15 protein-coding genes, 8 tRNA genes, 1 riboswitch and 1 other annotated feature (1 of these 25 running past the window's edge) are annotated in these 26,139 nt (G+C 39.3%); of the genes, 3 read left to right on the forward strand and 20 right to left on the reverse strand.

What is annotated here, in order from left to right; translation table 11 throughout:
- Window positions 1-17: 17 nt before the first annotated feature.
- From IGJ99_RS13055 to IGJ99_RS13070, 4 genes are all read right to left on the reverse strand, one after another.
- A complete protein-coding gene (locus IGJ99_RS13055) occupies window positions 18-332 on the reverse strand; it encodes a PTS cellobiose transporter subunit IIB (protein WP_010734143.1) in 315 nt (104 codons plus the stop codon).
- 159 nt (window positions 333-491) lie between these two features.
- Window positions 492-4,175, reverse strand: a complete 3,684-nt coding sequence (locus IGJ99_RS13060; protein WP_438770880.1) for a hypothetical protein — start codon at window positions 4,173-4,175, stop codon at window positions 492-494.
- A gap of 569 nt (window positions 4,176-4,744) precedes the next feature.
- A complete protein-coding gene (gene leuS, locus IGJ99_RS13065) occupies window positions 4,745-7,159 on the reverse strand; it encodes a leucine--tRNA ligase (RefSeq protein ID WP_438770881.1) in 2,415 nt (804 codons plus the stop codon).
- 90 nt (window positions 7,160-7,249) lie between these two features.
- Window positions 7,250-7,462: a binding site (T-box leader), on the reverse strand.
- 70 nt (window positions 7,463-7,532) lie between these two features.
- A complete protein-coding gene (locus tag IGJ99_RS13070; protein WP_409173644.1) occupies window positions 7,533-9,566 on the reverse strand; it encodes a LysM peptidoglycan-binding domain-containing protein in 2,034 nt (677 codons plus the stop codon).
- A gap of 365 nt (window positions 9,567-9,931) precedes the next feature.
- Between IGJ99_RS13070 and IGJ99_RS13075 the strand changes: the two genes are divergently transcribed.
- Genes IGJ99_RS13075 through IGJ99_RS13085 form a run of 3 tightly spaced genes read left to right on the forward strand, consistent with a single transcriptional unit; the run spans window position 9,932 to window position 12,119 of the window.
- Entirely contained in the window at window positions 9,932-10,588 is a 657-nt protein-coding gene (locus IGJ99_RS13075; protein WP_438770882.1) for a phosphatase PAP2 family protein, read from the forward strand.
- Window positions 10,588-11,550: a TIGR01212 family radical SAM protein gene (locus IGJ99_RS13080; RefSeq protein WP_010734137.1), complete on the forward strand. Its 963-nt coding sequence runs from the start codon at window positions 10,588-10,590 to the stop codon at window positions 11,548-11,550. Before IGJ99_RS13075 ends, IGJ99_RS13080 begins: the two co-directional genes overlap by 1 nt.
- Entirely contained in the window at window positions 11,544-12,119 is a 576-nt protein-coding gene (locus tag IGJ99_RS13085) for a class I SAM-dependent methyltransferase (RefSeq protein WP_438770883.1), read from the forward strand. The genes IGJ99_RS13080 and IGJ99_RS13085 overlap by 7 nt, the downstream gene beginning before the upstream one ends.
- Before the next feature lie 232 nt (window positions 12,120-12,351).
- Here the strand turns inward: IGJ99_RS13085 and IGJ99_RS13090 are convergent, their stop codons facing one another.
- The 16 genes from IGJ99_RS13090 to IGJ99_RS13165 all read right to left on the reverse strand — a co-directional run.
- Window positions 12,352-12,960, reverse strand: coding sequence for a DUF5626 family protein (locus tag IGJ99_RS13090; RefSeq protein WP_062806055.1), 609 nt, complete (start codon window positions 12,958-12,960; stop codon window positions 12,352-12,354).
- 961 nt (window positions 12,961-13,921) lie between these two features.
- Entirely contained in the window at window positions 13,922-15,691 is a 1,770-nt protein-coding gene (locus IGJ99_RS13095; RefSeq protein ID WP_409173647.1) for an ABC transporter ATP-binding protein, read from the reverse strand.
- Window positions 15,692-15,693: 2 nt separating this feature from the next.
- A complete protein-coding gene (locus tag IGJ99_RS13100) occupies window positions 15,694-17,406 on the reverse strand; it encodes an ABC transporter ATP-binding protein (RefSeq protein ID WP_062806054.1) in 1,713 nt (570 codons plus the stop codon).
- A 344-nt stretch (window positions 17,407-17,750) separates the two neighbouring features.
- Window positions 17,751-18,287: an acyl-CoA thioesterase gene (locus tag IGJ99_RS13105; protein ID WP_010734132.1), complete on the reverse strand. Its 537-nt coding sequence runs from the start codon at window positions 18,285-18,287 to the stop codon at window positions 17,751-17,753.
- Between the two features lie 6 nt (window positions 18,288-18,293).
- The gene (locus tag IGJ99_RS13110) at window positions 18,294-19,085 is read right to left on the reverse strand and encodes an alpha/beta hydrolase (protein WP_153830590.1); all 792 of its coding nucleotides are present in this window, start codon (window positions 19,083-19,085) and stop codon (window positions 18,294-18,296) included.
- A gap of 57 nt (window positions 19,086-19,142) precedes the next feature.
- Window positions 19,143-20,621: an MDR family MFS transporter gene (locus IGJ99_RS13115; RefSeq protein WP_409173648.1), complete on the reverse strand. Its 1,479-nt coding sequence runs from the start codon at window positions 20,619-20,621 to the stop codon at window positions 19,143-19,145.
- 185 nt (window positions 20,622-20,806) lie between these two features.
- Window positions 20,807-22,000: a methionine adenosyltransferase gene (metK, locus tag IGJ99_RS13120; protein ID WP_010734128.1), complete on the reverse strand. Its 1,194-nt coding sequence runs from the start codon at window positions 21,998-22,000 to the stop codon at window positions 20,807-20,809.
- Window positions 21,998-22,078: riboswitch (SMK box riboswitch) on the reverse strand. (Overlaps the previous gene by 3 nt.)
- Before the next feature lie 164 nt (window positions 22,079-22,242).
- A complete protein-coding gene (locus tag IGJ99_RS13125; protein ID WP_438770884.1) occupies window positions 22,243-25,032 on the reverse strand; it encodes a hypothetical protein in 2,790 nt (929 codons plus the stop codon).
- A gap of 440 nt (window positions 25,033-25,472) precedes the next feature.
- Window positions 25,473-25,544: transfer RNA gene (locus IGJ99_RS13130), tRNA-Glu, on the reverse strand.
- A gap of 20 nt (window positions 25,545-25,564) precedes the next feature.
- A tRNA-Ile gene (locus IGJ99_RS13135) sits at window positions 25,565-25,638 on the reverse strand.
- Between the two features lie 11 nt (window positions 25,639-25,649).
- Window positions 25,650-25,720, reverse strand: a tRNA-Gly gene (locus tag IGJ99_RS13140).
- A gap of 4 nt (window positions 25,721-25,724) precedes the next feature.
- Window positions 25,725-25,797: transfer RNA gene (locus IGJ99_RS13145), tRNA-Phe, on the reverse strand.
- 3 nt (window positions 25,798-25,800) lie between these two features.
- Window positions 25,801-25,873: transfer RNA gene (locus IGJ99_RS13150), tRNA-Asp, on the reverse strand.
- 18 nt (window positions 25,874-25,891) lie between these two features.
- Window positions 25,892-25,965 (reverse strand) — tRNA-Met (locus IGJ99_RS13155).
- A 12-nt stretch (window positions 25,966-25,977) separates the two neighbouring features.
- Window positions 25,978-26,067: transfer RNA gene (locus tag IGJ99_RS13160), tRNA-Ser, on the reverse strand.
- 13 nt (window positions 26,068-26,080) lie between these two features.
- Window positions 26,081-26,139: transfer RNA gene (locus IGJ99_RS13165), tRNA-Glu, on the reverse strand; it runs 13 nt beyond the window's last position.

Below are 26,139 nucleotides of genomic sequence, written 5' to 3' on the forward strand. Positions count from 1 at the left end.
TATCTTCCCCTATTCGTCTATATATTTTCCTCAATCAGCTCCGCTAATTTTTGGATACCTGTAGGGATAGGAACATACGCTTGGAATGGTATACTTACGACCGGTTTCCCTACTGTTTTTCCTAGTTTAACAAATTTATCCAAGTACATTGTGGTTTGAGGACTGATCAAGAACAAATCGAAATCACTTGTCTTGATTTGGTTGTCCCCTTCAGTTGCAGAAACCGCATCAACAAATACTTCTTCCCCTTTTCCTTTAAAATATTCTGTTGTTTTTGATGCCATCATCGAAGAAGACATTCCTGCGGCACAAATAATCAATGCTTTTTTCATTACGATCACTCCTCTAATTTTTTAATTGGATTTCTTATATTCACTATAAAATGAAATCGCTTTCTTTTCAAAATAGATTTTTCCGTATCGCTTAGGAAAATAGTTATAAGATTACGTACAAAAAAGAAGTCACACAGTTGTGCAACTTCTTCTTATCAATTACTGCGCATGGAAATTCAAACGCATACTGTAGATTGGATTCAAGGGATCATCCAAGCCTTCAAAATCAAAGTTTTCACCAACTGTGCCAAATAATGAGAAGGAGAAAGAAGCACTATGCCCTTCGATCGTTCCTAATTCTCTGCGGTTATTGAGGTTTTTTCCTGATGAGATCAACATGACTTGATTGTCATTCAAATTGTTTTTTACCCCAAGATCGATTTCTGTTAGTTTTTCCGTAGCGGATTGACTAACGACCGAACTCACTGACACTTGGACCGCACGTTCCGCATTGTTTTGGATCTGATATGTTGGTGAGACGATACCATTGCTTTCTTTACTTTCTGCAAAGGATACGTTCACAGGAATCGTCACATCAATGTACTCGGACGTATCTTCTAGAATCGTGACTTGACTGTTCAGTGTCCGAACATTGCCCGCTTGGTCTGTTAAGGTGATCGTTACACCATGATCGCCTACCGCTAAATCTGCAAATGCGGCATTATTTTCATACGCAACTTCGACTTGAATACCTGGTGACAATGACCAATTATCCGTTGGATCCCCATCTAGAAATTCACGAGCATCTGGTGCTGTTTGTCCTTTTGTGAACACCAATGGATCTTTTAATGTTCCGTCGGGTGCTGTGGTATCTACTATCCGTGTCATGGTATTTTTAAAGACATATTCATTCCCAGCTTCATCGGTTGCAGTGATGTCCGTCGGATGATATGAATTCGTTGAATTAGGAGATAAATCAAACAAGTGTCGGTGATTTTCTAACTGAATATTTTCTAACTCTGACCAATTATCCGCTAAATCATTGATCAAGGAACGCAACTCTTCTTGAGTAAAATCTCGATAACGATCGGCCTCAAAAACGGTCCAAGTTCCTTTGACGCTTCCTGTCGGCGCTTGCGTATCGATCACTCGATAGTTCACAGGATATTCTGTCTGATTGCCTCGGATATCTTGTAAACGGACTTTTGCATCATAGACGGTCATCGAAGGTGCAACATTGACGATACTCACAATTTCTCCTAAATCATTCCGCAAAGAAAGATCGATTTGATCTGAGGCCGTCGTATTATCCAATGGATCTTCAGTAAAGAACTGTAATAGATCGTCTCTCGTCAATTCATCTTTTCTTCGTGCTTGGAAATCGACAGGTTGGGTTACGACATTTCCTGTCGGTCCTTCGTTGTCTCCTGCTTTGAATTTAACTTCGTGAGGACTTGACTGATTCCCATGTCCATCCGTCAACCGGATGTAACCGGTATATTCCTTGAATTCTAAATCATCTAACTCAAACTCGTTGCCTTCACTATCCACTAATTCAATGACAATATTCTGTGGCAATGTCCAGTTATCACTAGGATCTCCATTTAAGAACTGCAACAAGTCTGTTCGTGAAAAAGTATTAGCTGTATGACTCGAAAAGTCGATGACTTCATTTTTAAAATTGGCTGTTGGAGCGGTCGTATCGACTATCTTCGGCATTGTTCTACTAAAGGTATACTTATTCCCCGCTTCATCGGTTGCAGTGATGTCCGTCGGATGATATGAATTCGTTGAATTAGGAGATAAATCAAACAAGTGTCGGTGATTTTCTAACTGAATATTTTCTAACTCTGACCAATTATCCGCTAAATCATTGATCAAGGAACGCAACTCTTCTTGAGTAAAATCTCGATAACGATCGGCCTCAAAAACGGTCCAAGTTCCTTTGACGCTTCCTGTCGGCGCTTGCGTATCAATCACTCGATAGTTCACAGGATATTCTGTCTGATTGCCTCGGATATCTTGTAAACGGACTTTTGCATCATAGACGGTCATCGAAGGTGCAACATTGACGATACTCACAATTTCTCCTAAATCATTCCGCAAAGAAAGATCGATTTGATCTGAGGCCGTCGTATTATCCAATGGGTCTTCAGTAAAGAACTGTAATAGATCGTCTCTCGTCAATTCATCTTTTCTTCGTGCTTGGAAATCGACAGGTTGGGTTACGACATTTCCTGTCGGTCCTTCGTTATCTAGTGTAAATTTGACTTCTTGTAAGTTTGACTGATTTCCTCGCTCATCTTCTAAACGAATATAACCTGTCTGGATAGCATCTGATGATTCTAAATTTTGTAAGTTTATCACTGTACCATTTTCGTCAACGAGTTGAATGATGATATTTTCTGGTAAGGTCCAGTTATCATCAAGATCATCATTTAAAAACTGCATGAGATCTGTTCGCGAAGGAATCTCTGTTGTCACTTCAGAAAGATCGATTGTCTCTGTTTGTACTGTTCCTGTTGGGGCTAATGTATCAACAATAGCGATTCTTATTGGTGAAACATAGCCAGCATTTAACGATTCATCCGTAATGGTAAAGCCATCTTGATAAGATGTACCTGGTCTTAACTCGGATAAGTTCCGTTCATAAGTCACCTTTATGTTTTCTGAATATGTCCAATTATCACTAAGTGTATTTATTGCGGATCGGAGCTCTTCTTGAGTGAAATCGCGATGTCGATTCGCTTGAATGGACGTCCACGTCGTTTTTGCTGTTCCAGTAGGAGCTTCGGTATCTACGACTGTTGCGTTTGTCCAAAATTGTGTAGGACCTGCGGTCGAATTGTTATCCTGAAGATACACTGGTATTCTATTACTGTAACCAGGATACCAGCCGTCTCCCAAACTAACCGTGGAATAACTCCAACTACCTGTACTCGGTAATGTATGGAACCAGCCTTGAATGACTGATTGAGGAAGACTCTGACTTCTCGTCGCCTGAACAGTCACATTTTCATAAACACCCACTGAAGCAACCGGATTGATAGTCAAGTGTGCAATTGTTTCCCCTGTATAATTGAGCTCCATCACTTTCCTTGGTGTAGCAATATTCGGAAACTGCGTTGCGACAACCGTTGAACCTAGCACTACATTTCCACGAATATCTAATGATATCGCTGTATTCCCTGTTTGTGTTCGTGTAACTGTGAAATTGATGGTTGCAGTATAGTTAGCATTCTTTGTCACTGTTGCAGAAACCTCAATAGCTGAATTACTTGATACTATATTATTCAAATTATAAGTATTTTGGTGGGTCGAATGATTGCCGTAGTACATCTGTGTGTAAAATTCGTCCGGCATTCCTGCAGGACTGTCAGTCGCAATTGACGAAATCCATCCATTACTGCCATTGATTCTTTCAACTAAAGAGTGAGTCGGTACAGTAACTGCGAATGTTGTGGATGAACCTGCAGCTGTATTTAAATCGATTGTTCGATTAATTGCATTTTGTAAGATATTTTCTAGATATGAACTTCTACCGTGATTAGTCAACTCTCTAACATTTTCTGTAGACAAATTCAATCGCCCTAAATAGCCAGATAAAAGACTTTCATCAAGTGGAGGCACTGCTTGTGGTTCCACTGTCTCTAGGGACTCCTCTGTTACTTCTGCTTGTGGTTCAGGTTCCTTCGGTACTTCTGGTAGCTCTTCGTGAATCATTGATTCTTGTTCTTCGACCATTTCGGTTGTTGCTCCAGACAAGTCGCTTTCTGGTTGTTCTTGTGTAATCTCTGCACTAGCTGTCGGTTCATTTTCTATAGCCATTACTACTGAAGGCATCAACACATGTTGAAACAACAGAAACGATGCAGCGATAATCCTTATTTTTTTTGCTTTCAAAGTTTCTCTCCTCTCTCTTATTTTTTGACAATACATTTCATCATCGATCTTTTTGGATAAAAAGAACGTTATAAATAATCGTCTAAAACAAACTACTTGATTATAAATTCTCTGCAAAGTACAGCTGTAGAAAAAGATATGTAGTTAGCTCAGGCCCCTTCACAAAAAATATTGCTAGCAAAAGTAAGATCATTTATATGAAATCAATCATCCACTCCTCTCTACAAAGTAAAAAAATATACACATCCTATAGATATTATCTATAATTTCAAAATACTAATAAAATCTTTTTTTACCGTTAGCAAGGTAAAAAAACACCCAAGACGTGAACCCCAGTTGATAACTATTTTTTTCGACTTTACCTTTTACTTGTCTACACTAGATTAATTACTATTCCTTGAACAAAAAGGGATAACTATTATATAGAGTAAAAATATGAAATCATCACTGATAATAAAATTTCCCTCCGATGGAAATTTATAAAAAAAACCACATTCTCATGAAATCCAAATGATTTCCATGAGAATGTGGCATCTCGTTTTTACTTTTTTTCTATTGGTGCTTACTTATTAATTTGCGACGATGTTGACTAATTTATTTGGAACCACGATCACTTTTCTGATTGTTTTTCCTTCTAGTTGTTCTTTGATACTCTCATCGTCCATCGCTGTTTTTTCTAGTTCTTCTTTTGATAAGTCACGTGCGACACTGGCTTTTGCACGAACTTTTCCATTGATTTGGAAGACGACTTCTACTTCATCTTCAATCAAAGCAGTTTCATCATAAGTCGGCCATGGTGCATAAGAAAGATCTTGTTCATTGCCTAGGATCGCCCATAGCTCTTCGCCGATATGTGGCGCGATCGGCGCAAGTAATTGTACGAATCCTTCGATATATTCATAAGGTAAGGCATCGACTTTATATGCTTCATTGACAAAGACCATCAATTGAGAAATCGCTGTATTGAAATGTAGATTTTCGTAATCTTCTGTGACTTTTTTAACTGTTTGGTGATATACTTTGTCAAGTTTACCGTCATTCAGTGTCGTGATGCGATCACGCATTTTATTGTTTTCGTCCACGATCAAGCGCCAAACACGATCTAAGAATTTACGGCTACCTTCTAAGCCATTTTCACTCCAAGCAATCGATGCGTCTAATGGGCCCATGAACATTTCGTAGAGACGTAACGTATCCGCACCATATGCTTCTACGACATCGTCAGGATTGACGACATTGCCACGAGATTTAGACATTTTTTCGTTGTTTTCTCCAAGGATCATTCCTTGATTGAACAATTTTTCAAAAGGCTCTTTTGTTGGTACCACGCCAATATCGTAAAGGAATTTATGCCAGAAGCGAGCATACAATAGGTGAAGTACCGCATGTTCTGCCCCACCGATATAAATATCTACTGGTAACCATCGTTCTAGTTTTTCATAGTTAGCTAATTCTTTTTTATTATGTGGATCGATATAGCGTAGGTAATACCATGAGCTTCCTGCCCATTGTGGCATCGTATTCGTTTCACGACGGCCTTTTTTACCTGTTTCAGGATCAACGACATTGACCCACTCGTCAATGTTTGCTAATGGTGACTCCCCTGTGCCACTTGGTTGGATATTGCTTGTTTTTGGTAAACGTAGTGGTAATTCTTCTTCTGCTACTGTTGTCACTGTGCCGTCTTCCCAATGGATGATTGGGATTGGTTCTCCCCAATAACGTTGACGAGAAAATAACCAATCACGCAAGCGATAGCTGACTTCTTTTTTCCCAACGCCATGTTCTTCCAACCATTGATTCATCGCCTCGATGGCTTCTTCTTTGTTCAATCCGTTCAAGAAATCAGAATTGATATGCACACCATCTTCTGTGTAGGCAGCTGTTGAAGTATCGCCACCTTCGATGACTGGTAAGATTTCTAGATCAAACGTTTGTGCAAACTCGTAATCACGTTCATCATGTGCCGGTACTGCCATGATCGCACCTGTGCCATAAGAAGCTAACACATAATCAGCGATCCAGATAGGGATTTCCTTGCCATTTACTGGGTTGATCGCATACGCCCCTGTAAATACGCCGGTTTTTTCTTTGGCAAGATCTGTTCGTTTAAGATCTGATTTTTTCGCTGTTTCTGCGATATACGCTTCAACTGCTTCTTTTTGTTCTGGAGTTGTGATCTCACGAACTAAGTCTAGCTCTGGTGCTAGCACAGAGTAGGTTGCCCCAAATAACGTATCTGGACGTGTGGTAAAGACCGTATATTCTTTGTCTGTGCCAGCCACTTTAAACGTGACATTTGCTCCGACTGAACGTCCGATCCAATTACGTTGCATTTCTTTGATGCTTTCGGGCCAATCCACAAGCTCGAGGTCATCGATCAAACGATCTGCATATGCGGTGATTTTCAGCATCCATTGACGCATTGGTTTGCGGATGACATCATAGCCACCACGTTCACTTTTGCCATCGATCACTTCTTCGTTTGAGATCACTGTACCTAGTTCAGGTACCCAGTTCACTGCTACTTCTGCTTCATAGGCTAACCCTTTTTCATATAATTTAGTAAAGATCCATTGTGTCCATTTGTAGTACTCAGGGTCTGTTGTGTTGACTTCACGATTCCAATCGTAACTAAAACCAAGTGAATTGATTTGGCGACGGAAGGTTTCAATATTTTTTTGCGTAAATTCTGCAGGGTCATTCCCTGTATCCAATGCGTATTGTTCTGCTGGTAGTCCAAATGCATCCCACCCCATTGGATGTAACACGTTGAAACCTTGACTACGTTTGAAACGTGCTAAGATATCTGTTGCAGTATAGCCTTCTGGATGCCCAACATGTAGACCTTGTCCTGATGGATATGGAAACATATCCAACGCATAGAATTTTGGTTTGCCTGGTTCATCATGCGTATTGAAGGTGTTATTTTTTGCCCAATATTTTTGCCATTTTTTTTCAATTTCTTTGTGATTATAGCTCATCTTGAACCCCCTATTTTGATGTAATGATCTGTTTTTCTTTTAGCATCTGGCCTTGAAAAACAAAAAAATCCTATAAAAAGATTGCTCTTTTTATAGGACGTAATCTACGTGGTACCACCTAATTTTGCCTTACTAAACAAGGCCTTGAACGTTGTAACGGTCGTCACCGCCTCTGCTTACTGGGAGAACTGTTCAGCAGGTGCAACTCAAAGGCGAGTTCAAAAGCGTCCGTACACATTTTCACCAACCATGTGCTCTCTAAAACTTTCGACTTTTTACTACTTCCTTTTCAAACGTTGATCAACTAAATTTTTAGTAGCTTCATAGTAACAAATATTATTGAATCAATCAACTATTATTTCAGTCAGATCGATTATTTTGCAACGATCAAACTTTGTCCTGGGTAGATAAAGTTATTTTTGATGTTGTTCCACTCGATCAATTGCGCCATTGAAATGCCATGGCTATCAGCTACACCCCAAACGGATTCACCTGCTTTGACCGTGTAACGTTTGCCATCATTAGACGTAGGTGCTGCTGTTGTATTTCCTTTTTTCACGACCACTTTTTGGCCTGGATAAATGAAATTATTTTTGATATTGTTCCATTCAATCAGTTGATCCATCGTGATGCCGTGTTTATCAGCTACACCCCAAACAGATTCACCTGCTTTGACCGTATAGATCGTATCACCAGAGGTTGATGTGTTCGTTGCTGCTGACGTATTCGGTGTGCTTGGCGCAGCTGCCGGCGTTGTTGTCGGTGTAGATGTTGGTGCTGCTGTACTACCACCTTTTACGATCAGTTTTTGACCTGGATAGATGAAGTTATTTTTGATATTGTTCCATTCGATCAATTGGTTCATCGAGATCCCATTTTTATTTGCGACGCTCCACACCGATTCACCTGCTTTGACCGTGTAGGTGCCTGATCCTTGGCTTGCTGTGTTTGAAGTCGTTGGATTATTCGTCGTTGTTGAAGGTGCTGGACTCGTTGATACAGTGCTTGATGCGCCACCATTTGAAACAACCAACTGTTGTCCTGGGTAAATAAAGTTGTTCTTGATGTTGTTCCATTGGATCAACTGGGCCATTGAGATACCGTGGGCATGAGAGACACCCCAGACAGAATCACCTGCTTTGACCGTATATTTTGCACCAGAAACTGAAGCACCTGTACTTGGTGTTGATGGTGTTGTGCTTGGTGTCGATGGTGTATTTACAGAAGCAGACCCACCATTAGAAACGATCAAGCTTTGTCCTGGATAAACAAAATTATTCTTGATATTATTCCATTGAATCAATTGTGCCATTGAGATGCCGTGAGCATTCGAGATACCCCAAACAGAGTCACCTGCTTTGACTGTATAACGCGTACCGGACGAATTGTTTGTTGTTGTTCCAGCAGAACTGCTACCTGCAGAAGCTGTATTGTTTCCTGAATTTGTTGTTGAAGATCCGCCAGCTGTACCACCTTTGATCGTCAATTTTTGTCCTGGATAAACAAAATTATTTTTAATATTATTCCATTCAATCAATTGTGCCATTGAGATGCCATGAGCATTTGAGATGCCCCAAACAGAATCACCAGATTTTACTGTGTACGTCGTTGAACCAGTAGTCGTACTTCCACCAGTATTTCCTGTATTCGTGCTTCCTGTATTTGTACTTCCTGTATTTGTACTTCCTGTGTTACCTGTATTAATCGTATTGCCGCCGCCAGTCGTCGCACCACCGCCTGCATTTCCAGTTGCTGGTGTGTCATATTTAGTCAAGCCATACGTCATGATAAGATTGTTTAATTTTGTCGCATAACTTGGGTCCGTCGCATAGCGTCCTGTCAAATGGGCAGTAGCATCCGTATAAGAACGAGTATTACTCTTCCAAGCACCTGCATAGTAGTAGCCATTACCAAATGAAGTATTTCTAAGTACATAGGCATTGTCACTAAAAGACTCTGCGAAAGAAGGATATTGACGGAAAGGTTCTTTTTTCGTCACCCATTGGTTGTTCAAGAATTCAAGCGTGTCCATATAAACAGTTTGTCCTTGGTAGCTTCCTTTGATCCCAAATAAGTTATGATAAGGTGCACGTGATAATGTACTGCCACCCCAACCACTTTCGACAACTGCTTGAGCGATCATTACTGAAGCATACAAATCATTCGCGTTTGCGATTGGTTGTGCAAATGTGGCAATTTCTGTGATAAATGCAGCGGTATTGATCCGAGAGTTCATTTGGATCGGTGTTTCATCCGCATTGACAGCGACTGATTGTAATACTGGTGCTACAGCTGAACAGCCCACCATTGCGGTTCCGACGATTGCCGCACTTCGCTTTACTTTACGGTAACGCTTCGCTTGTTCCAGACGTCTGCGTTCTTTTCGTCCTACTAATTCCTTTTGCATATACTATCCCCCATATTTAATTACTTTTATCTAGCCTTATCAATAATTATAACTTCTCTTAATATTTATTAAAAGTTATTTAAGACTATTACGTTGTTTTGTAATCTTTATGTAATCTTTCGTAATTTTTTGATTTGACGCTTTTGTTAACCCTTTAATCAAACGATTCCGAGTTATTAAATTATATATGACCACCTATTTTTTAAATTAAATATGTCGGTTATATTACTTGAGGGTTGCTATTACATTACAACTTGCATAACAATATATTTTTATTCATTGATCCAAGTGAACAGGAATAGAAAACTCTTGTTTTTCGTTTTTATAATAAATGCTATAATGATTGAGCATGAAGGAGGAGTTAAATGAAAAATAAAAGAATCTTCCAAATCTCAGCCGCAAGTTGCTTCTTGCTTTTTCTAGCGTTGAGTCTACTTGTCTTATTTCGTGTGGATCTATTGTCTAGTTTTGACCAAACGCTGACCCATTGGATTCGTATTCCTTATCCTGATTGGAATCCATTTCAGCGGTTGATCACGACATTGGGAAATGCAATAACTGTCATTTTAGTATTTGGATTAGTTGCTCTTTGGTTATGGTTCAAGAAAAAAAGAAAAGAACTTTATTGGTTTACCCTCAATTTTGTGCTAATTGCTGGGATCTTAAATCCACTGATCAAGCTTTTAGTGATGCGTGACCGTCCAAGTCTTCAACATTTAGTTGTCGAAACGACGTATAGTTTTCCCAGCGGACATGCCGCAACGAGTATGATCTTGTATGGCACACTGATTTTTTTGATGCCATCCTTGATCAAGACGAGAGATTGGGCATGGATGATCCAAGTATTGTTAGGTTTACTGATTCTGAGTATTGGCGCTAGTCGTGTCTATCTGGGTGTCCATTATCCTAGTGATATCCTCGGTGGTTATAGCTTGAGCCTGTTTTGGTTATGCTTGACTTATCCTTGGTATATCCAACAACGCTTGCCATTTACACAATCAAATAGGAAGAGGGGATTTTAATGGAATTTCCTTATGCTGAAGGAAATAAACGTTACCATTCTTGGAATTATGCGTTACGCCATGAATTTGGTGGAAAAATTTTTAAAGTACCGATCGATGGTGGCTTTGATTGTCCCAATCGTGACGGAACAGTTGCCCACGGTGGTTGTACCTTTTGTAGTGTTTCTGGCTCTGGTGATATGATCGTTGCTCCTGAGGAGCCACTACCGATCCAGTTTCAAAAAGAAATCGATATGATGCACAAAAAATGGCCACAAGTGAATCAATACATCGTTTACTTTCAAAATTTCACGAATACCCATGCGCCTGTCGAAATCATTCGTGAACGATTTGAACAGGTCATCAACCTACCAGGTGTCGTTGGTTTATCAATTGGTACCAGACCAGATTGCTTACCTGATGAAGTCGTGGATTACTTAGCTGAATTGAATCAACGTTTATACTTATGGGTAGAATTAGGCTTACAAACGACTTATGAAGAAACCTCTGTCCTGATCAATCGGGCACATGATTATCAAACATATCTAGACGGTGTTGCGAAATTACGGAAGCACGACATACGTGTATGTACGCATCTGATCAACGGATTGCCAGGAGAATCATTGGATATGATGCGGGAAAATGTTCGTCGCACGATCTTAGATTCTGATATCCAAGGAATCAAACTACATTTGATGCACTTGATGCGTAAAACAAAGATGTTACGTGACTATCACGAGGGCAGACTGCAATTGATGAGTCGAGCCGATTATGTATCTGTCATTTGTGATCAATTAGAAATGATCCCACAAGAGATCATCATCCATCGTTTAACTGGTGATGCGCCTTGGGATTCATTGGTCGGGCCAATGTGGAGTTTGAAAAAATGGGAAGTCTTGAATGCGATCGATGAAGAAATGATTCGTCGCAATAGTTATCAAGGAAAGTACAATATTCGAGAAGGAGTCAAAAGCGGATGTTGAAAACGGCACTTCATTATAGTCATACGCTATTGGAGGAAATCATCCAACCAGGAGATTATGTGATTGATGCCACGATGGGCAATGGGCATGACACTTTATTTCTTGCAGAAAAAGTCGGAAAAACTGGTCAAGTATATAGTTTTGATATTCAACAACAAGCATTGGAGTCCACGCAACAAAAATTGTCAGAGAATGGCTTATTGGAGCGGACGACACTGTTTTTACAAGGACATGAGACCATTGGTGCGGTCATTGCTGAACAACAACCGATCAAAGCTGGTATCTTCAACTTAGGCTATTTACCCAAAAGTGATAAATCCGTCATCACGCTACCTGAAACGACAAAAACAGCGATGGAAGAAATCGTGAAACGTTTAGTTCCACAAGGTCGCATGATCATCGTCGTTTATTATGGTCATCAAGGTGGCGAAGCAGAACTAGATATGGTACAAAACTTTTGCCAAGCATTGCCTCAAGAACAATTCAATGTTTTGAATTATCAATTTATCAATCAAAAAAATAATCCTCCGATCTTGTATTGTATCGAAAAAAAGAAACGCCACAACTAATAAAAAACTCCTTGTCTTCTAGTATGATAAAACTGAGAAGATAAAGAGTTTTTTCATTTTTTAGCAGAACCTAACGACCAATTAGAATCCCATTTTCTTAATGACCCTCACTTGATCACATTTGAGCTATGATTTGGTGAAATACTGTTTTAGCACACGAATGATCAATATTGTTACACCTGCCGCCAAAATAAAACTGATGATGGCTATTATTATTCCTAGAGCCCCCATCCTATTTAACAGTTACGACCAAATTATTTGAGCTATTAATTGATGCTCTTAACCAGCCACTCCATCCGCCAAAATCCCATATCGGAGTTCCAAACTCGAAATAATAAGTTGCTTGTTTTGTGCTATCTCTTTTCAATGAACTAGATTTCACACTGACCCCCACATGATAGTACCAAGGATCATAAGCACTACTAATACTATTACTACTTACTCTAATATTAAAGCCGCAATTAAAAATTACTGAATAATAATAGATATTCCATACTCCATTACCTAAACGTAAATGGTTATCAAACACTGGTTCAGCAACAATTTTCGCTGTTGTACCACTTGCCAAATGTATTTCTTTAGTCTGTACCATGTTTTTTGATAAGTCAAATTCTACTACACTACCTCCTTCTTCTTTTACAAGAACGGCAGAATCATTTGCTTCTACTAGCGGTTGCGCTTCTACAATTTTAGTTGGCATGAAAAATATCAATATCAGAGTGATTGCTATAACACTAATCAAATCGATTACTTTACTAAATTGCTTTTCTCTCCACATCTTAAGTTCCCTTCTTTCTTTATCACATTTTTCATTTTTACTGCATGGAACATTTCCAACCACTCCTACTAACGCTCAAACTAGATTTAGTTTTATCCTCCTCATTTTTATATGTATATAAGTATGACATGCAGTCTTCATATTTATATGCAAGTGAAGTTAGGATGAGTTCATTATGCATGGGCATGCAACTAAATGATGTATTAATAGTTATTCTGCTATAATTAATTATATCAACTTTAGAATATCGGGAAATTTTTCTTTTTTCTTTAAAAAAAAATTTCATACTATATATTCTCTGATTTATTTTTATAAAAAAACTACCTCACCTCAATAAACGAATAGCCACCTCATCTAAAATTGGAGATTTCAAATGTGCTATAAAATTATTTCGGTCTGTTTCGGACAAGGGAAGTAAGATGTACTCATGAATCTATTCTTTGATTTTATCTTTGTAATCACGGCAGAAGTAACCGCTCATTACATCTGCAAATGGTTTGATTGTAGAATTGCCAAAAAAAGACAGTAAGCCTACCCGTTAATTCCTATTGAAACGTAAAAGAAAACCACTAGCCCGCCAGCTAGTGGGTTTTGGTCGTAATATGAACCTGTTCTTTGTTGAATAAATTATACTATAATACAATTAATATTCCAGTGTGTCTGTGTATTTAGAATAGAAATTCATCGTCACTTCTATTGATCAAATGATTATCATGAGGAATACTTGACTAAGTTCTTTTTATTTTGCATAGTGATGATTTCTAAAATCATTGACCTGACTTAATAAGAAATCACAGATTCACTTTCTAATAACTGAAAACTATTTGCCATAACTTTTGTTACATAAGTACGGGAGCCTTGCTAATTTTTCAAGGTTCATGTTTGGATTCATCCAAACACGCCAATCAGACTGCATGACATGAAAAACACCAAACCAAGGGCTTCTTGATTTGGTGTTTTTCGACTTCCATTTGAACATTCGTTACACAATGACGGGAGTGAGACATTCGTTCTCTCCCACCACCTATTCAAACACAAACTGATTATGATACAACTCTGCATAGAAGCCATCTTCTGCTAATAATTGATGATGGTTTCCTTCTTCGATCACTTTGCCATCACGTAAAACAACGATGCGATCAGCGTTCAGGATCGTCTTCAAGCGATGGGCGATCACGAAACTTGTCCGACCTTTGATCGCTTCATCCATTGCTTTTTGGATTCTTGCTTCAGTTACTGTATCCACGTTACTTGTTGCTTCATCTAAAATCAATAAGTCTGGATTCGTGATGATTGTTCGCGCGATACTGATCAATTGCTTTTGCCCCGTACTGAACAAATTATTTTCCTCAGAGACGTGGGTATCATAGCCATGTTCGAGCGTCTGGATAAAGTCATGGATATTTGCTTGTTTCGCTGCGCTAACTACTTCTTCATCCGTTGCATCTGGTTTACCAAAGACAATATTGTCTCGGATCGTGCCAGAAAATAGAACGGATTCTTGTAGAACGATGCCGACATGTCGACGCAATTCGTCTAAATCATACTCGCGGATATCTGTTCCGTCAATGCTCACAGAGCCACCGTTCACATCATAGAAGCGATTCAACAAGTTCATGATCGTTGTCTTACCTGAACCAGTTGGGCCTACTAAAGCAACCATCTCGCCTTTATTCACATCAATGGAAACATCATTTAAGACTAATTTCTCTGGACTATAGCCAAAATCAACATTCGTCAATGATAAGCCCTTTTCGATCCCCGCAAACGGTTTGCCGTTTTGTGGTTTCACTTCATCTTTTTCAGCAAACATTTCATTCAGTCTTCGCGCTCCAGTGATCGCTAACTGGATCATACTGTAGCCAGAAGAAATTTGCATCAATGGTTGATAATATTGTTGGGAATATTGGACGAAAGTAACTACTAATCCTAGCGCTACTGAACGTTCCAAATCACCATTCAACGCTAACCAGCCACCAAAGAAGATCACGATCGCTGTGTTGACTAAAGACATACCTTGCATCATTGGGAAAAGTAACCCTGAGTATGCTTGTCCTTTAAATGTTGCTTCACGAACAGTTTGATTATGAGCTAAGAAACCTTCGATCGTTTCTTCTTGCAGACCATTCGTGATGATCACGCGTTGCCCACTGATCTTTTCATCCATATAACCATTCAATTTACCGACTTCATCTTGTTGGATGTCGACATATTTGCGGGCTTTTTGGATGACTAGGACAGCAATCAAAATCGCGACCGGTGTAGAAGCAATCGTCGCCCAAGCAAGTTGGACATTTTGGCGGAACATCATGATCAAGATACCAACTAATAGAACCGCATTCGTGATCACTTGAAGAAGTGCTTGGTTCAAACTATTTTGGATATTATCCAAATCACTAGTGAAGCGACTAAGAATCTCCCCATCTTGATGGGAATCAAAAAAGCGGATCGTTAATTTTTCTAATTTATTGAATAGACCAATACGCATCCGGTTCGTTGATTTCCCGACCACTTGTGTAAATAAAATACTGTAAATAAAATTTGCCGCACTGGCTAAAACATAAAACATCAAAAGCTTCCAAATAATCGAAAGGAAATTGCTTTTATCATCGACACCTTGCATCAAAGCAGTAATATAATTTGCTAATTCTTGGAAAGCTTCCCCGACATATTGAGGTGCTTTTACTTGTAAGTAAGTTGCTGCAATCACAGTAATAAAGATAAAGAAGAAGGAAACCTTGTACCGCTTTAAATAATGATAGAAAAACTTACTTGCTTTAATCAAATCAGTCATGGCTACTCCTCCGTTCCTTTTTGAGTTTCAAAAATCTCTTGATATACCTGATTGTTTGCAACGAGTTCTTCATGCGTTCCTTCACCCACTAGTTTTCCTTCATCTAGTACCAAGATGCGGTCTGCTTTGACAACAGAAGCAATCTTTTGAGCGATAACGATCGTTGTCGTGTCTTTTAACTCACGATCAAGGGCTTCGCGAACCAGTTTTTCTGAACGGGCATCTAATGCACTGGTACTGTCATCTAGAATCAGGATTTTTGGCTGACCGATCACACCACGTGTGATAGATAAACGTTGCTTTTGTCCACCAGAAAAGTTACTACTACGTTCTTCGACTGGTGCTTCATAACGATCAGCTAATTTCTCGATAAATTCTTTGGCTTGAGCGATAGAAGAAGCATTTTCCATATCCTTTTCTGTTGCATTCTTGTTCCCTTGACGTAGATTCTGGGCAATCGTGCCTGAAAAAAGAATCGCTTTTTGTAAAACAAACGAGACGGTTTTTCTTAAACTATGTTCATTCACTTGTCGTAGATCAACACCACCAACTTCTACTTTCCCTTCCGTTGGATCGAACAAGCGTGGAATCAATTGTGCTAAAGTTGACTTTCCTGCTCCAGTTGCCCCAACAATACCAACCATTTCACCAGGCTCGATCGAAAAAGTGATATTTTTGAGTGTATCTGCATCATCACCAGGATAACGGAAAGACACGTTTTCAAAACGAACAGAACCAGTCAATTCTTGTTCAGGTACATCTAGATAAGTTAAATCTGGTTCAGTATCTAAGATCTCTTTGATCCGTTTTAAGGAAACAGCGGCTCTTGAGGTCATCATCATCATCATACCGCCGATGATGATCGCCATCATGATCTGCATCAAATAGTTCATAAATGAAGCAATACCACCAATCAGGGTTGGATCATCTTTTGCAAGATCACTGACGAAGAAGATTGCTCCCACCACAGCTAAGTTCGCAGCTAACATAAATGAGGGGATCATGACTGAAAATAATGTTCCAACAATGATATTGTGCTTCGTTAAATCTTCACTGACTTTACTAAATTCATTCAACTGATTTTCTTCTTGGACAAACGATTTGACTACTCGAATCCCCATTAGATTTTCTTTTGCGATACTATTAACTTTATCGATCAGTTTTTGGATGATCATAAAGTGCTTGCCCATACGTGTAAAGGACAGCGCTGTGATCAAGAATACAGTAACGATCAAAAGAACGATGATCCACCACAACTGAGGCATTGTTGCCATCGCAAGAATAAATGCACCAATAAACAGAAACGGGATACGGAACAAAGATTGCAAAGAAATCATAACTAAGTTTTGGATCTGCGTAATATCGTTCGTTAAGCGCACCACTAAATTTCCAGCAGAAAACTGTTCAATATTACCAAATGAGAAGGTCTGGATCTTGCGAAACGCTTCCTCCCGGATATCTGCACTGACACCCTGTGCGACTTTAGCAGAAAATATCGTGTTCGTGACTCCAGCTGCTAAACCTAGGAGTGCTAAACTAATCAAAGAAATGCCAATCGTGCGCATTTCATCGCTGTCTTCTGTAATGATTGCTTCTAATACTTGTTGCAACAACTTAGGTTGCCAAAGCGTAGCTGTCACCATAAGTGCGACAGAAAGCAAAGAAACAAAAACAGCTAATCGATAGTTTTTTGCATGTTTTAAAATAAGCTTCATATTTGTGACTTACACCTCTCTTTTTTTATAATAAATCGTCCTATTTTATAATTCGTAAAAATAGACCGACTAACAATTTACCATGTTTGAAAAAAGAAATCAACCTGTAATTTTTTAACGCTGGAACTACTTTTATAATAGAAAGAAACTTTAAAGTATCTGTTTTTAAATACACCTTCTTTCTTCTTGAGTCTATCTTCCTCTCACTATAAAAGGTACGTTATAGAATTCTTCTTTATTATGCTTATTTCCAATCCGTTTAGCACCTATCTTGCTCGCCACAATAAAAAAGAAGTGATCTTGATCGATCACTTCTGCATTTCTTCTACCATTCATAAGTAGACTTATTCTCGTTCTCTTGTCCAAGGGAGATCTAAAGATAAACTAGCGGCAAATTCTTTATAGGCTGTTCTTTCTTTCTGTCTTGTAGCACGGCGTTCCTCGTACCCACTGCAAACTAATTGCTCTTCCTCGGTTTCAGGAATGACATGTGGCACCGTAAATTCTTTTTCAAGGTTCATATGTGAAGGAACCGCAACGAATGTCGTAAAGCAAGTAGCAGCCAAATAGCGTTCACCTGTCGTTAAATTTTCACCGATGATCTTCACAAAAACCTCCATTGATTTCTTATGGGCACCAGACACATAAGATTCCACACAAACGGAATGATTTTCATGCAAAGGCTTCAAAAAATTCAAACTATCTAAAGAAGCAGTGACTGCCCCTCTGCGACAATGACGGGTGACCGAAATCGATGCTGCATCATCGATCATTGCCATTAATTTCCCTCCAAAAAGATACCCAAATGGATTCAAATCAAAGGGAAAGATCCGATGTGTTTGGATAACCATCGAGTCTTTGCAATACTTTGTTTCTTCCATACGGTGTCAGCTCCTTTTGTTGAACAACCAAGCGAGCGCTCGTTGGATCCATTGATCCCAAAAAATCCAATCATGTTCCCCAGGACCATGTTCAAATGTCACATCGACGTTGTTTTCTTTTAAAATTTCTGCCATTTCTTGGTTGGCTTGATAGAGAAAATCGGATTCACCACAAGCAAGATACATACGTGGTGGTTCTTTGTCACTTTTTGCTAAGGTTTCAACAAGGTAAGCTGGATCATTTACTGAACCTTGGATGCTATCTAGTGGACCAAAAATTCCTTCCCAGAACTTGGCTTGACGGATCATCAACAAGTCGTCCATTCGATTACCAACCGACACCGCACCTGAGAGAGAAATAATAGCTGAGAAACGTTCGGGCTTTGCTAACCCCAATTTCAACGCACCATATCCACCCATTGAAAGACCAGCTGCATACGTTTTTTCTCTTTTCGTTGTCAGTTGTGGGAACAATTCGTGACAGATTTCTGGTAATTCTTCTGAGATAAACGTCCAGTACTTCATATCATACGTTGTGTCTGTGTACCAACCTAAATCCGTTGATGGCATGATGACGGCTAACCCGTAATCCGCCGCATATCTTTCAATGGAAGTCCGCCGTTGCCAAACACTATGATTACCTCCCATACCATGTAACAGGTAAAGCACTGGAACATCCGTCAGATTTGCCGATGTACTTGTCCCAATCACTTTTTTGGTTGTCTGAGGTAAGATCACATTTAGATTGACTTCCATTTCTAATACGTTTGAATAAACATTTGCTTGGATAAATGCCATATGTTTTTCGCCTTCTTTACTTTATTCAGATCGTTTTTCTGACAACAATCTGTAAATTTACTTGTATTCTTTTATTGTAGCATTTTTTTGACGAATTAAAAATGTTAGCCCTAGCGCGATGATGACTAATAATAAGCCTACCAGATAGACTTGGTGTAACCCATGATACAAAATTTCTCGTAATGGTGTTAATATTTCTGCGTCAATCATTTTTGCTGTTTGTGGATTGACTAATTTGTTCATGATGTCCGGATCGTCTGTCAATTGTTTGGCAGCAAGTTCAGCTTGCGTGACTCGGTTGATCAATAATCCAAAAACTGCGACCATCACTGTTTGCCCAATGGTGCGGACTAACGTATTAAACGAAGTGGCAACACCCATTTGTTCTGAAGGCACACTGTTTTGTGCGCTGACAGTCGATGTTGTCATTGTGATCCCTAAGCCGACACCGATGATCGTTGAAATCAGGAAGAACCATAAAAAATTACTTTGAAATGGCATCAGCCAAAGTCCTGCACCACCGACAATGGTGATGAACAACCCGATACGTAACACTCGATAGGTGGTCATCTGGGTCATCCACTTACTTGCTAAGAACGAACCAACCATCCAAACAAGAGAAAGTGGTGCCAAAACTAATCCACCAATTGCCGCATTAAGTCCTAATACTCCTTGCATCCACATTGGGATATAGACATCGATCCCCATTAAAAAACCACTTGCTAAAGCTGCTGCTGCATTCACAACGACAAAAAGCGGGTTTTTGAATAGGTGAAGCATGATGACAGGATCTTCTGCTCGTTTTTCGGCAAACAGGAATAAGAAAAAGAATAAAACACTACCTATTAATAATCCCAACACAAATGGTGTCAGCCCTTGATCACCTAGTAATTGAAAACCTAGTAACAGCAAAACCAACGTAAACATCAAACTAAAACTACCTTTAAGATCCATTGGTTTCGCTTCACGAGTTGTTTTTGGTTCATTGAGATAGAGCCAAATCAGCACCATCAGTAATAACCCGATCGGCACATTGATGAAGAAAATCCAGTGCCAACTCAATGCTTCTACAATAAACCCACCAGCTAATGGACCAAACACACTAGCGATTCCCCAAGCTGAACTATTCAACCCTAACACTTTTGCTCGTTTTTCAATCGTGTATAAATCGCCAATGATCGTCAATGCGACTGGCATCATTGCTCCTGCACCCATCCCTTGAATTGCCCGCGAAATAATCAAGCCAAGCATAGATTGAGAAAGCCCACAAAAAAGTGAACCGATAATAAATAATAGCGTACCGAAAATAAAAATCGGTTTTCTTCCAACTTTATCTGCAAGTTTCCCATAGATGGGTGTCAACATGGCATTCGTCAATAAATAAATCGAAAACACCCAGTTCATCATTTCCATGCCGTGCAGTGAACCAACGATCGTTGGCATTGCAGTCGTAACGATTGTCCCCTCAATTGCCGTCATAAATGTAGCGATGAACACGCAGATCGTTACGACTTTCACGTTTGTTTTTCTTTCCATTCTCAAGCCCACTCCTTATCGTAACTTCCGTTATTTAAATGGCATCATCTGCCTAATAAACTTCGACTCTGCTAAAAAAGCCAAAATACTCTAAAAGTAGCATAAGCTACTTTCGAATATCCCGGCTTACTGGTCTACATTTGATGTGCGTCACACGCAGCGAACACATTCAATTCAAACATAAATTATTTAGCTAAACTAGCTTTTAATGCATCTACTTTATCCGTTTTTTCCCATGGCAAGTCAACATCTGTACGTCCAAAATGACCATATGCAGCTGTTTGTTTATAGATTGGACGACGCAAATCAAGCATTTCGATGATTCCCGCAGGACGTAAGTCAAAGTTTTCTCTTACCGCAGCAATCAACGCTTCTTCTGGCACTTCTGCCGTTCCAAAGGTATTGATTGAGATCGAAACAGGTTGAGCGACACCGATTGCATAAGCCAATTGGACTTCTACTTTACGAGCAAGTCCTGCTGCTACGATATTTTTCGCAATGTAACGTGCCGCATAACTTGCTGAACGGTCAACTTTCGTTGCATCCTTCCCAGAGAAAGCACCGCCGCCATGACGGGCATATCCACCATACGTATCAACAATGATTTTTCGTCCTGTCAATCCAGCATCTCCTTGAGGTCCGCCGATCACAAAACGTCCAGTAGGGTTAATATAATATTTTGTTTGTTCGTCCAGTAGTTCTGCTGGAATAACTTCTTTGATCACTTTTTCAATGACATCTTGACGAATCGTTGCATTATCAACTGCATCATCATGTTGTGTCGAAATAACGATCGTATCAACTCTTTCTGGTTGTCCTTGGTCATTATATTCTACAGTGACTTGTGATTTTGCATCTGGGCGCAAATATGTTAATTCTTTTGATTTACGCAATTCAGCTAAACGTCGTACTAAGCGATGACTTAAGGCAATTGGTAATGGCATCAATTCTGGTGTTTCGTCCACTGCAAAACCAAACATCAATCCTTGGTCACCAGCGCCGATTTCATCTAATAAATCTCTTTCTTTTTCGTCACGGATCTCAAGTGCTTCATCCACCCCTTGAGCGATATCTGGTGACTGCTCGTCAATTGCTGCCAATACTGCTACAGTGTCACCATCAAAGCCGAACTTTGCACGAGTATAACCAATCTCTTTGACTGTCTCACGTACTACTTTTTGGATATCCACATATGCTGTTGTAGAGATTTCGCCAAATACTAAAACTAGCCCCGTCGTTACAGACGTCTCACAAGCTACTCTTGCATTTGGGTCTTGTTCTAGGATCGCATCTAAAATCGCATCACTGATTTGATCAGCGACCTTATCCGGATGTCCTTCTGAAACAGATTCTGATGTAAATAAATGTCTTTCTACCATAATTATGATTCCCCCTAGTTAAATTCGGTTACAAGGCATCTCCGTTCGTACGGATCCTCTCGGGAACTTGCAACGAGTCAAGTATAGCAGATAAACAGATTTTACGCTCGTTTTTTCGTAGTTCTTTAGAAAAAAAATGGCAACTTTCAATAATAAGCGACATTTAACCTCAACTGAGTTAGCAAGCTGACGCAAAAGCTTTTTACCTATCTTTTATTATACTAGTTTGCCTATCCTTTTGATTATTTTGTCACCGTGACTTGCTTTTTACATTTGGTTTTCTTACTAACGGAACATTGATTTTTGACCGCCGATGCCTGTTTGCTGCGATGAATCATTGTAGCAAATTGGTTGGTCAAAGGAGCCGAAGCACCTGTTGCGACTCCAGCAGGCGTCAGCTGGGATTGAGAAACTTTAGCAAACGAATCGACGGTTGACTGACTCTCTACCTGATAGGAACATGTTTTGGATTCGATGCCAATCCGTTCGCAAATGTGACTTTCTATTTCTTTATTCTTTTCTACAAGGCAAGCAATAAAATATTTAGCCATTTCTTTTGCTACTGGGATCTTGATATATGGCAGTCTTTCTTCTAGCATTTTTAGTTCATTGACGTTGCTTTGCAATTCTTTGTATAAATCAGAGGTTGCTATCACGCAGATTTCTTTGCCTAATAATGTACCTGTTGGTCCCACAGATTGTATGATTTTTCCTTTCAGAAAGCAATCAAAAATAAGCGGGATTCTCCCCCCATTATTCATTATTTCATCAATATAAAGATCATTACCAAATAAGATGCGTATATCTCCGTAGCGAGAGTATTTATGTAAATCTCCATTTCCTGCCTCACTTTGTTTCGATTGATTTTTTCGATAAATATAATACCCAAAGAGATAGTCAAAATTTAAGTTCCATTCTTGATTATCTCCCTTCATGGCTTCAACAAATCGACGTTTCATCTCTAAAGATGCGAGGTCTTGCACTTCCGTATTCCATTTAGGCGTTATTCGATCCGATAGCTGTAAATCAAATAGATCTTTTTTACAATGGAACAATGCCACTCTTAGTGCAGCTTCCATTTCAATGATCCCACAATTACCTGTTGTTTGAGGTGCGAGTTTTATCGTTGGGATCTCCTTGAATCTATGTGAGAGTGATTCGATTCGTTTTAATATCCCATAGGGTTTAAATTCATAAAAATCTCGCGCAGAGAACAGCACTCGGCTGAACTCTTGGATTTTATCCATCGGTATTTTAACGTAAGATAAAGCACCAGTTTTCAGTGTTTCTTCTTTATCTACTTGCATCACCATGAACTCATTTTCTCTCTTATATACAATCACACCTGATATGTGTCCATTTCTTACCGGATCTAGCGTCTTAAAACAAGCTGGAATCAGTAAAAAGTCGGTTGAATCATTATTTCGTAATTTTTCCAACATACTTTGAATACTATTTGCCTGTTTTAGTTGATTCAGTTCGTTTGATTGGTTTAAAGAAGCAATAATATTTGCTTGCCTTTTTTCATCGATAAAAAAACCATCTTTATCAGTTTCGATCATTTTGATATAGGTCGAAAAAAGTAATTCATAAACCTCTGGAAAAAGAAAACTATCATCATTTCTTTTTAACGATAACGTTAAAGCGAGCATGTCCATCCTTCTTGTAAAATCTTGTTTTTGCTTTTGTTTCAATTCTTCTTTTTTAATAAAATTACTCCGATCTTTTTGTTCTAAGTTCATTGGTAGAACCTTTTGCCATTGACTTTCTCTTTTCAAATCGGACTGCTTTCTTTGCATCATAATCCGCCGTTTTATTTCGCTGTTGATATCGTCATATCGGTCATCCAACCTTGAAAGGATACGTTTTGTCATTTCTTTTGCTACAGGACTTTTGATCATTGTTAACCGATCTTCATACATCTGCATCATTATTCCATCAAGATAGAGTGTTTCTGTTAACTTTTTGAATTTGACTTGAGTAAGCACTTGATCATACAGTAACGCTGTCGGCTGAACTGCCCATTCAAGTCTATTTTTTAGGATTGCTTCGTTTGAGGTTTGATCTTTTCCATTTGTAGCGATCATTGTAAGGATATAAGGGTCCCTAGCAAAAATATTTTGTATACTTCTGTTCCACCATTCATGTTGGTTATTACTCGGTAAGAGTGGATTTATCCTCTTCTCCCCTATCCGATATAAGTAATAGTCAAAAACATGATCAAATACTTCATTCCACGTTTTATTCTCTCCTTTTACTGCTTCAAGAAATCTTTTTCGCATTTCTAGATTCGCCTGATTGACAAAAGGATTCCATACAGGCGTTACTTTTCCAGCAGTATCCAATGAAAAGATATCGGTTCTGCAATGAAACAATAGGACTTTTAATGTATCTTCCACTTCCTTCGTTTTGCTATGATCCATTCCTTGTCTTCCTATTGTTAAAGCAGGGATTACTTGGAAGCCCTCAGAGAGCAACTCGATGTCCTTAAGTAAAGAAAATGGTCTGGGATTTAAAGAGTCCCGTTCAAAATAAATGATTTTACTTAGCATTTCTGCCTTTGCTACTGGAATCTTCGCATAAGATACTTGACCACTACTGAACTGTTCTTCGCTATCTACTTTGACCACAATCAACTTATTTTCTTTCTTATAAACAATCAATCCAAAAAACTGTGGAGAAACATGTTCATCTTCAACTAGATTCGTCAATACGGAAAAAAGCATAAAATCAGTTGGATCATCGCTCCTCATTTTTCCAAAAGCCTCCCAAAGCAAGGTATGATTCTTGTATGTAAGAAAATCCTGTGATCGTTGCAATGACTCAACCACTTTTGATTGTTTTTGTTTCTCTAAAAAAAAATGGTCAACATCGGTCTCGATCATTTTTTTGTAGGTCGAAAAAAGCAACCTATATTTTTCTAGTGAAATTAACTTTCTATCTTCGTTTAATGATAATGTCGTCGCTAACATGTCTAATCTTTTTATAAAATCATTTTTATTTCCACTCGTTTCTCTAGTTACCTCATTCACTATGCTACCTCCAATGATTCTATTATTTACATACTCATCCACCTCTAAGAGTATAGTATTTCCGCATTTAAATTTTTCCCACTTATTTTGAAATCACGAAAAAGTGCTTTTTCATAACATCTTAGCTCGCCATAAGAATCACCTCATATCAAACTAGTAGCTATGACCAAAGTGCTGTAAGCGGATATGAGCAAGCTATTTAAATAGTTTTTTTAGTAAAAAATATAAAAACAACTCGCTTTCACTTGGCATAAATTCAGTTCAAACTCATTCATGGCTCTCGTCGAATACCAAAAAAGAGCAATACGTCGATTATGCAGTCTGAACCGCCCCCAAAAGTTAGACCAAAAATCTATTTTTTTGGTGATCACTACAAAAATCATTCAAACCAATTTAGTAAAAAAGAGCAAAAAAAAAGATACTCTCAAAAGTATCTTCGATGACCCGTACGGGATTCGAACCCGTGTTACCGCCGTGAAAGGGCGGTGTCTTAACCGCTTGACCAACGGGCCAGGTAAAAATATGAAAATAATGGGCCTAAATGGACTCGAACCATCGACCTCACGCTTATCAGGCGTGCGCTCTAACCAGCTGAGCTATAGGCCCATAAAAACTAAAGCGGGTGACGAGAATCGAACTCGCGACAACAGCTTGGAAGGCTGTGGTTTTACCACTAAACTACACCCGCAGTATGGCGCGGGACAGAATCGAACTGCCGACACATGGAGCTTCAATCCATTGCTCTACCAACTGAGCTACCGAGCCAAACGGTTCCGACGGGAATCGAACCCGCGATCTCCTGCGTGACAGGCAGGCATGTTAACCCCTACACCACGGAACCAATGTTTTTAGTTTTTAATTGCGGGAGCAGGATTTGAACCTACGACCTTCGGGTTATGAGCCCGACGAGCTACCAGACTGCTCCATCCCGCGATAATATAAAAAAGGAGGATAAGGGATTCGAACCCTTGCACGGTTTTACCCGCCTGACGGTTTTCAAGACCGTTCCCTTCAGCCGGACTTGGGTAATCCTCCAATATAAAGCTAATGACCCGTACGGGATTCGAACCCGTGTTACCGCCGTGAAAGGGCGGTGTCTTAACCGCT

This window comes from Enterococcus sp. AZ095b (assembly GCF_051714725.1).
Taxonomy (GTDB): Bacteria; Bacillota; Bacilli; order Lactobacillales; family Enterococcaceae; genus Enterococcus_B; species Enterococcus_B pernyi.

Coding starts and splice junctions, on each gene's coding strand:
- IGJ99_RS13055 (WP_010734143.1), bottom strand. CDS start 332: ATGAAAAAAGCATTGATTATTTGTGCCGCAGGAATGTCTTCTTCGATG.
- leuS (WP_438770881.1), bottom strand. CDS start 7,159: ATGAGCTATAATCACAAAGAAATTGAAAAAAAATGGCAAAAATATTGG.
- IGJ99_RS13070 (WP_409173644.1), bottom strand. CDS start 9,566: ATGCAAAAGGAATTAGTAGGACGAAAAGAACGCAGACGTCTGGAACAA.
- IGJ99_RS13075 (WP_438770882.1), top strand. CDS start 9,932: ATGAAAAATAAAAGAATCTTCCAAATCTCAGCCGCAAGTTGCTTCTTG.
- IGJ99_RS13080 (WP_010734137.1), top strand. CDS start 10,588: ATGGAATTTCCTTATGCTGAAGGAAATAAACGTTACCATTCTTGGAAT.
- IGJ99_RS13085 (WP_438770883.1), top strand. CDS start 11,544: ATGTTGAAAACGGCACTTCATTATAGTCATACGCTATTGGAGGAAATC.
- IGJ99_RS13095 (WP_409173647.1), bottom strand. CDS start 15,691: ATGACTGATTTGATTAAAGCAAGTAAGTTTTTCTATCATTATTTAAAG.
- IGJ99_RS13100 (WP_062806054.1), bottom strand. CDS start 17,406: ATGAAGCTTATTTTAAAACATGCAAAAAACTATCGATTAGCTGTTTTT.
- IGJ99_RS13105 (WP_010734132.1), bottom strand. CDS start 18,287: ATGGAAGAAACAAAGTATTGCAAAGACTCGATGGTTATCCAAACACAT.
- IGJ99_RS13110 (WP_153830590.1), bottom strand. CDS start 19,085: ATGGCATTTATCCAAGCAAATGTTTATTCAAACGTATTAGAAATGGAA.
- IGJ99_RS13115 (WP_409173648.1), bottom strand. CDS start 20,621: ATGGAAAGAAAAACAAACGTGAAAGTCGTAACGATCTGCGTGTTCATC.
- metK (WP_010734128.1), bottom strand. CDS start 22,000: ATGGTAGAAAGACATTTATTTACATCAGAATCTGTTTCAGAAGGACAT.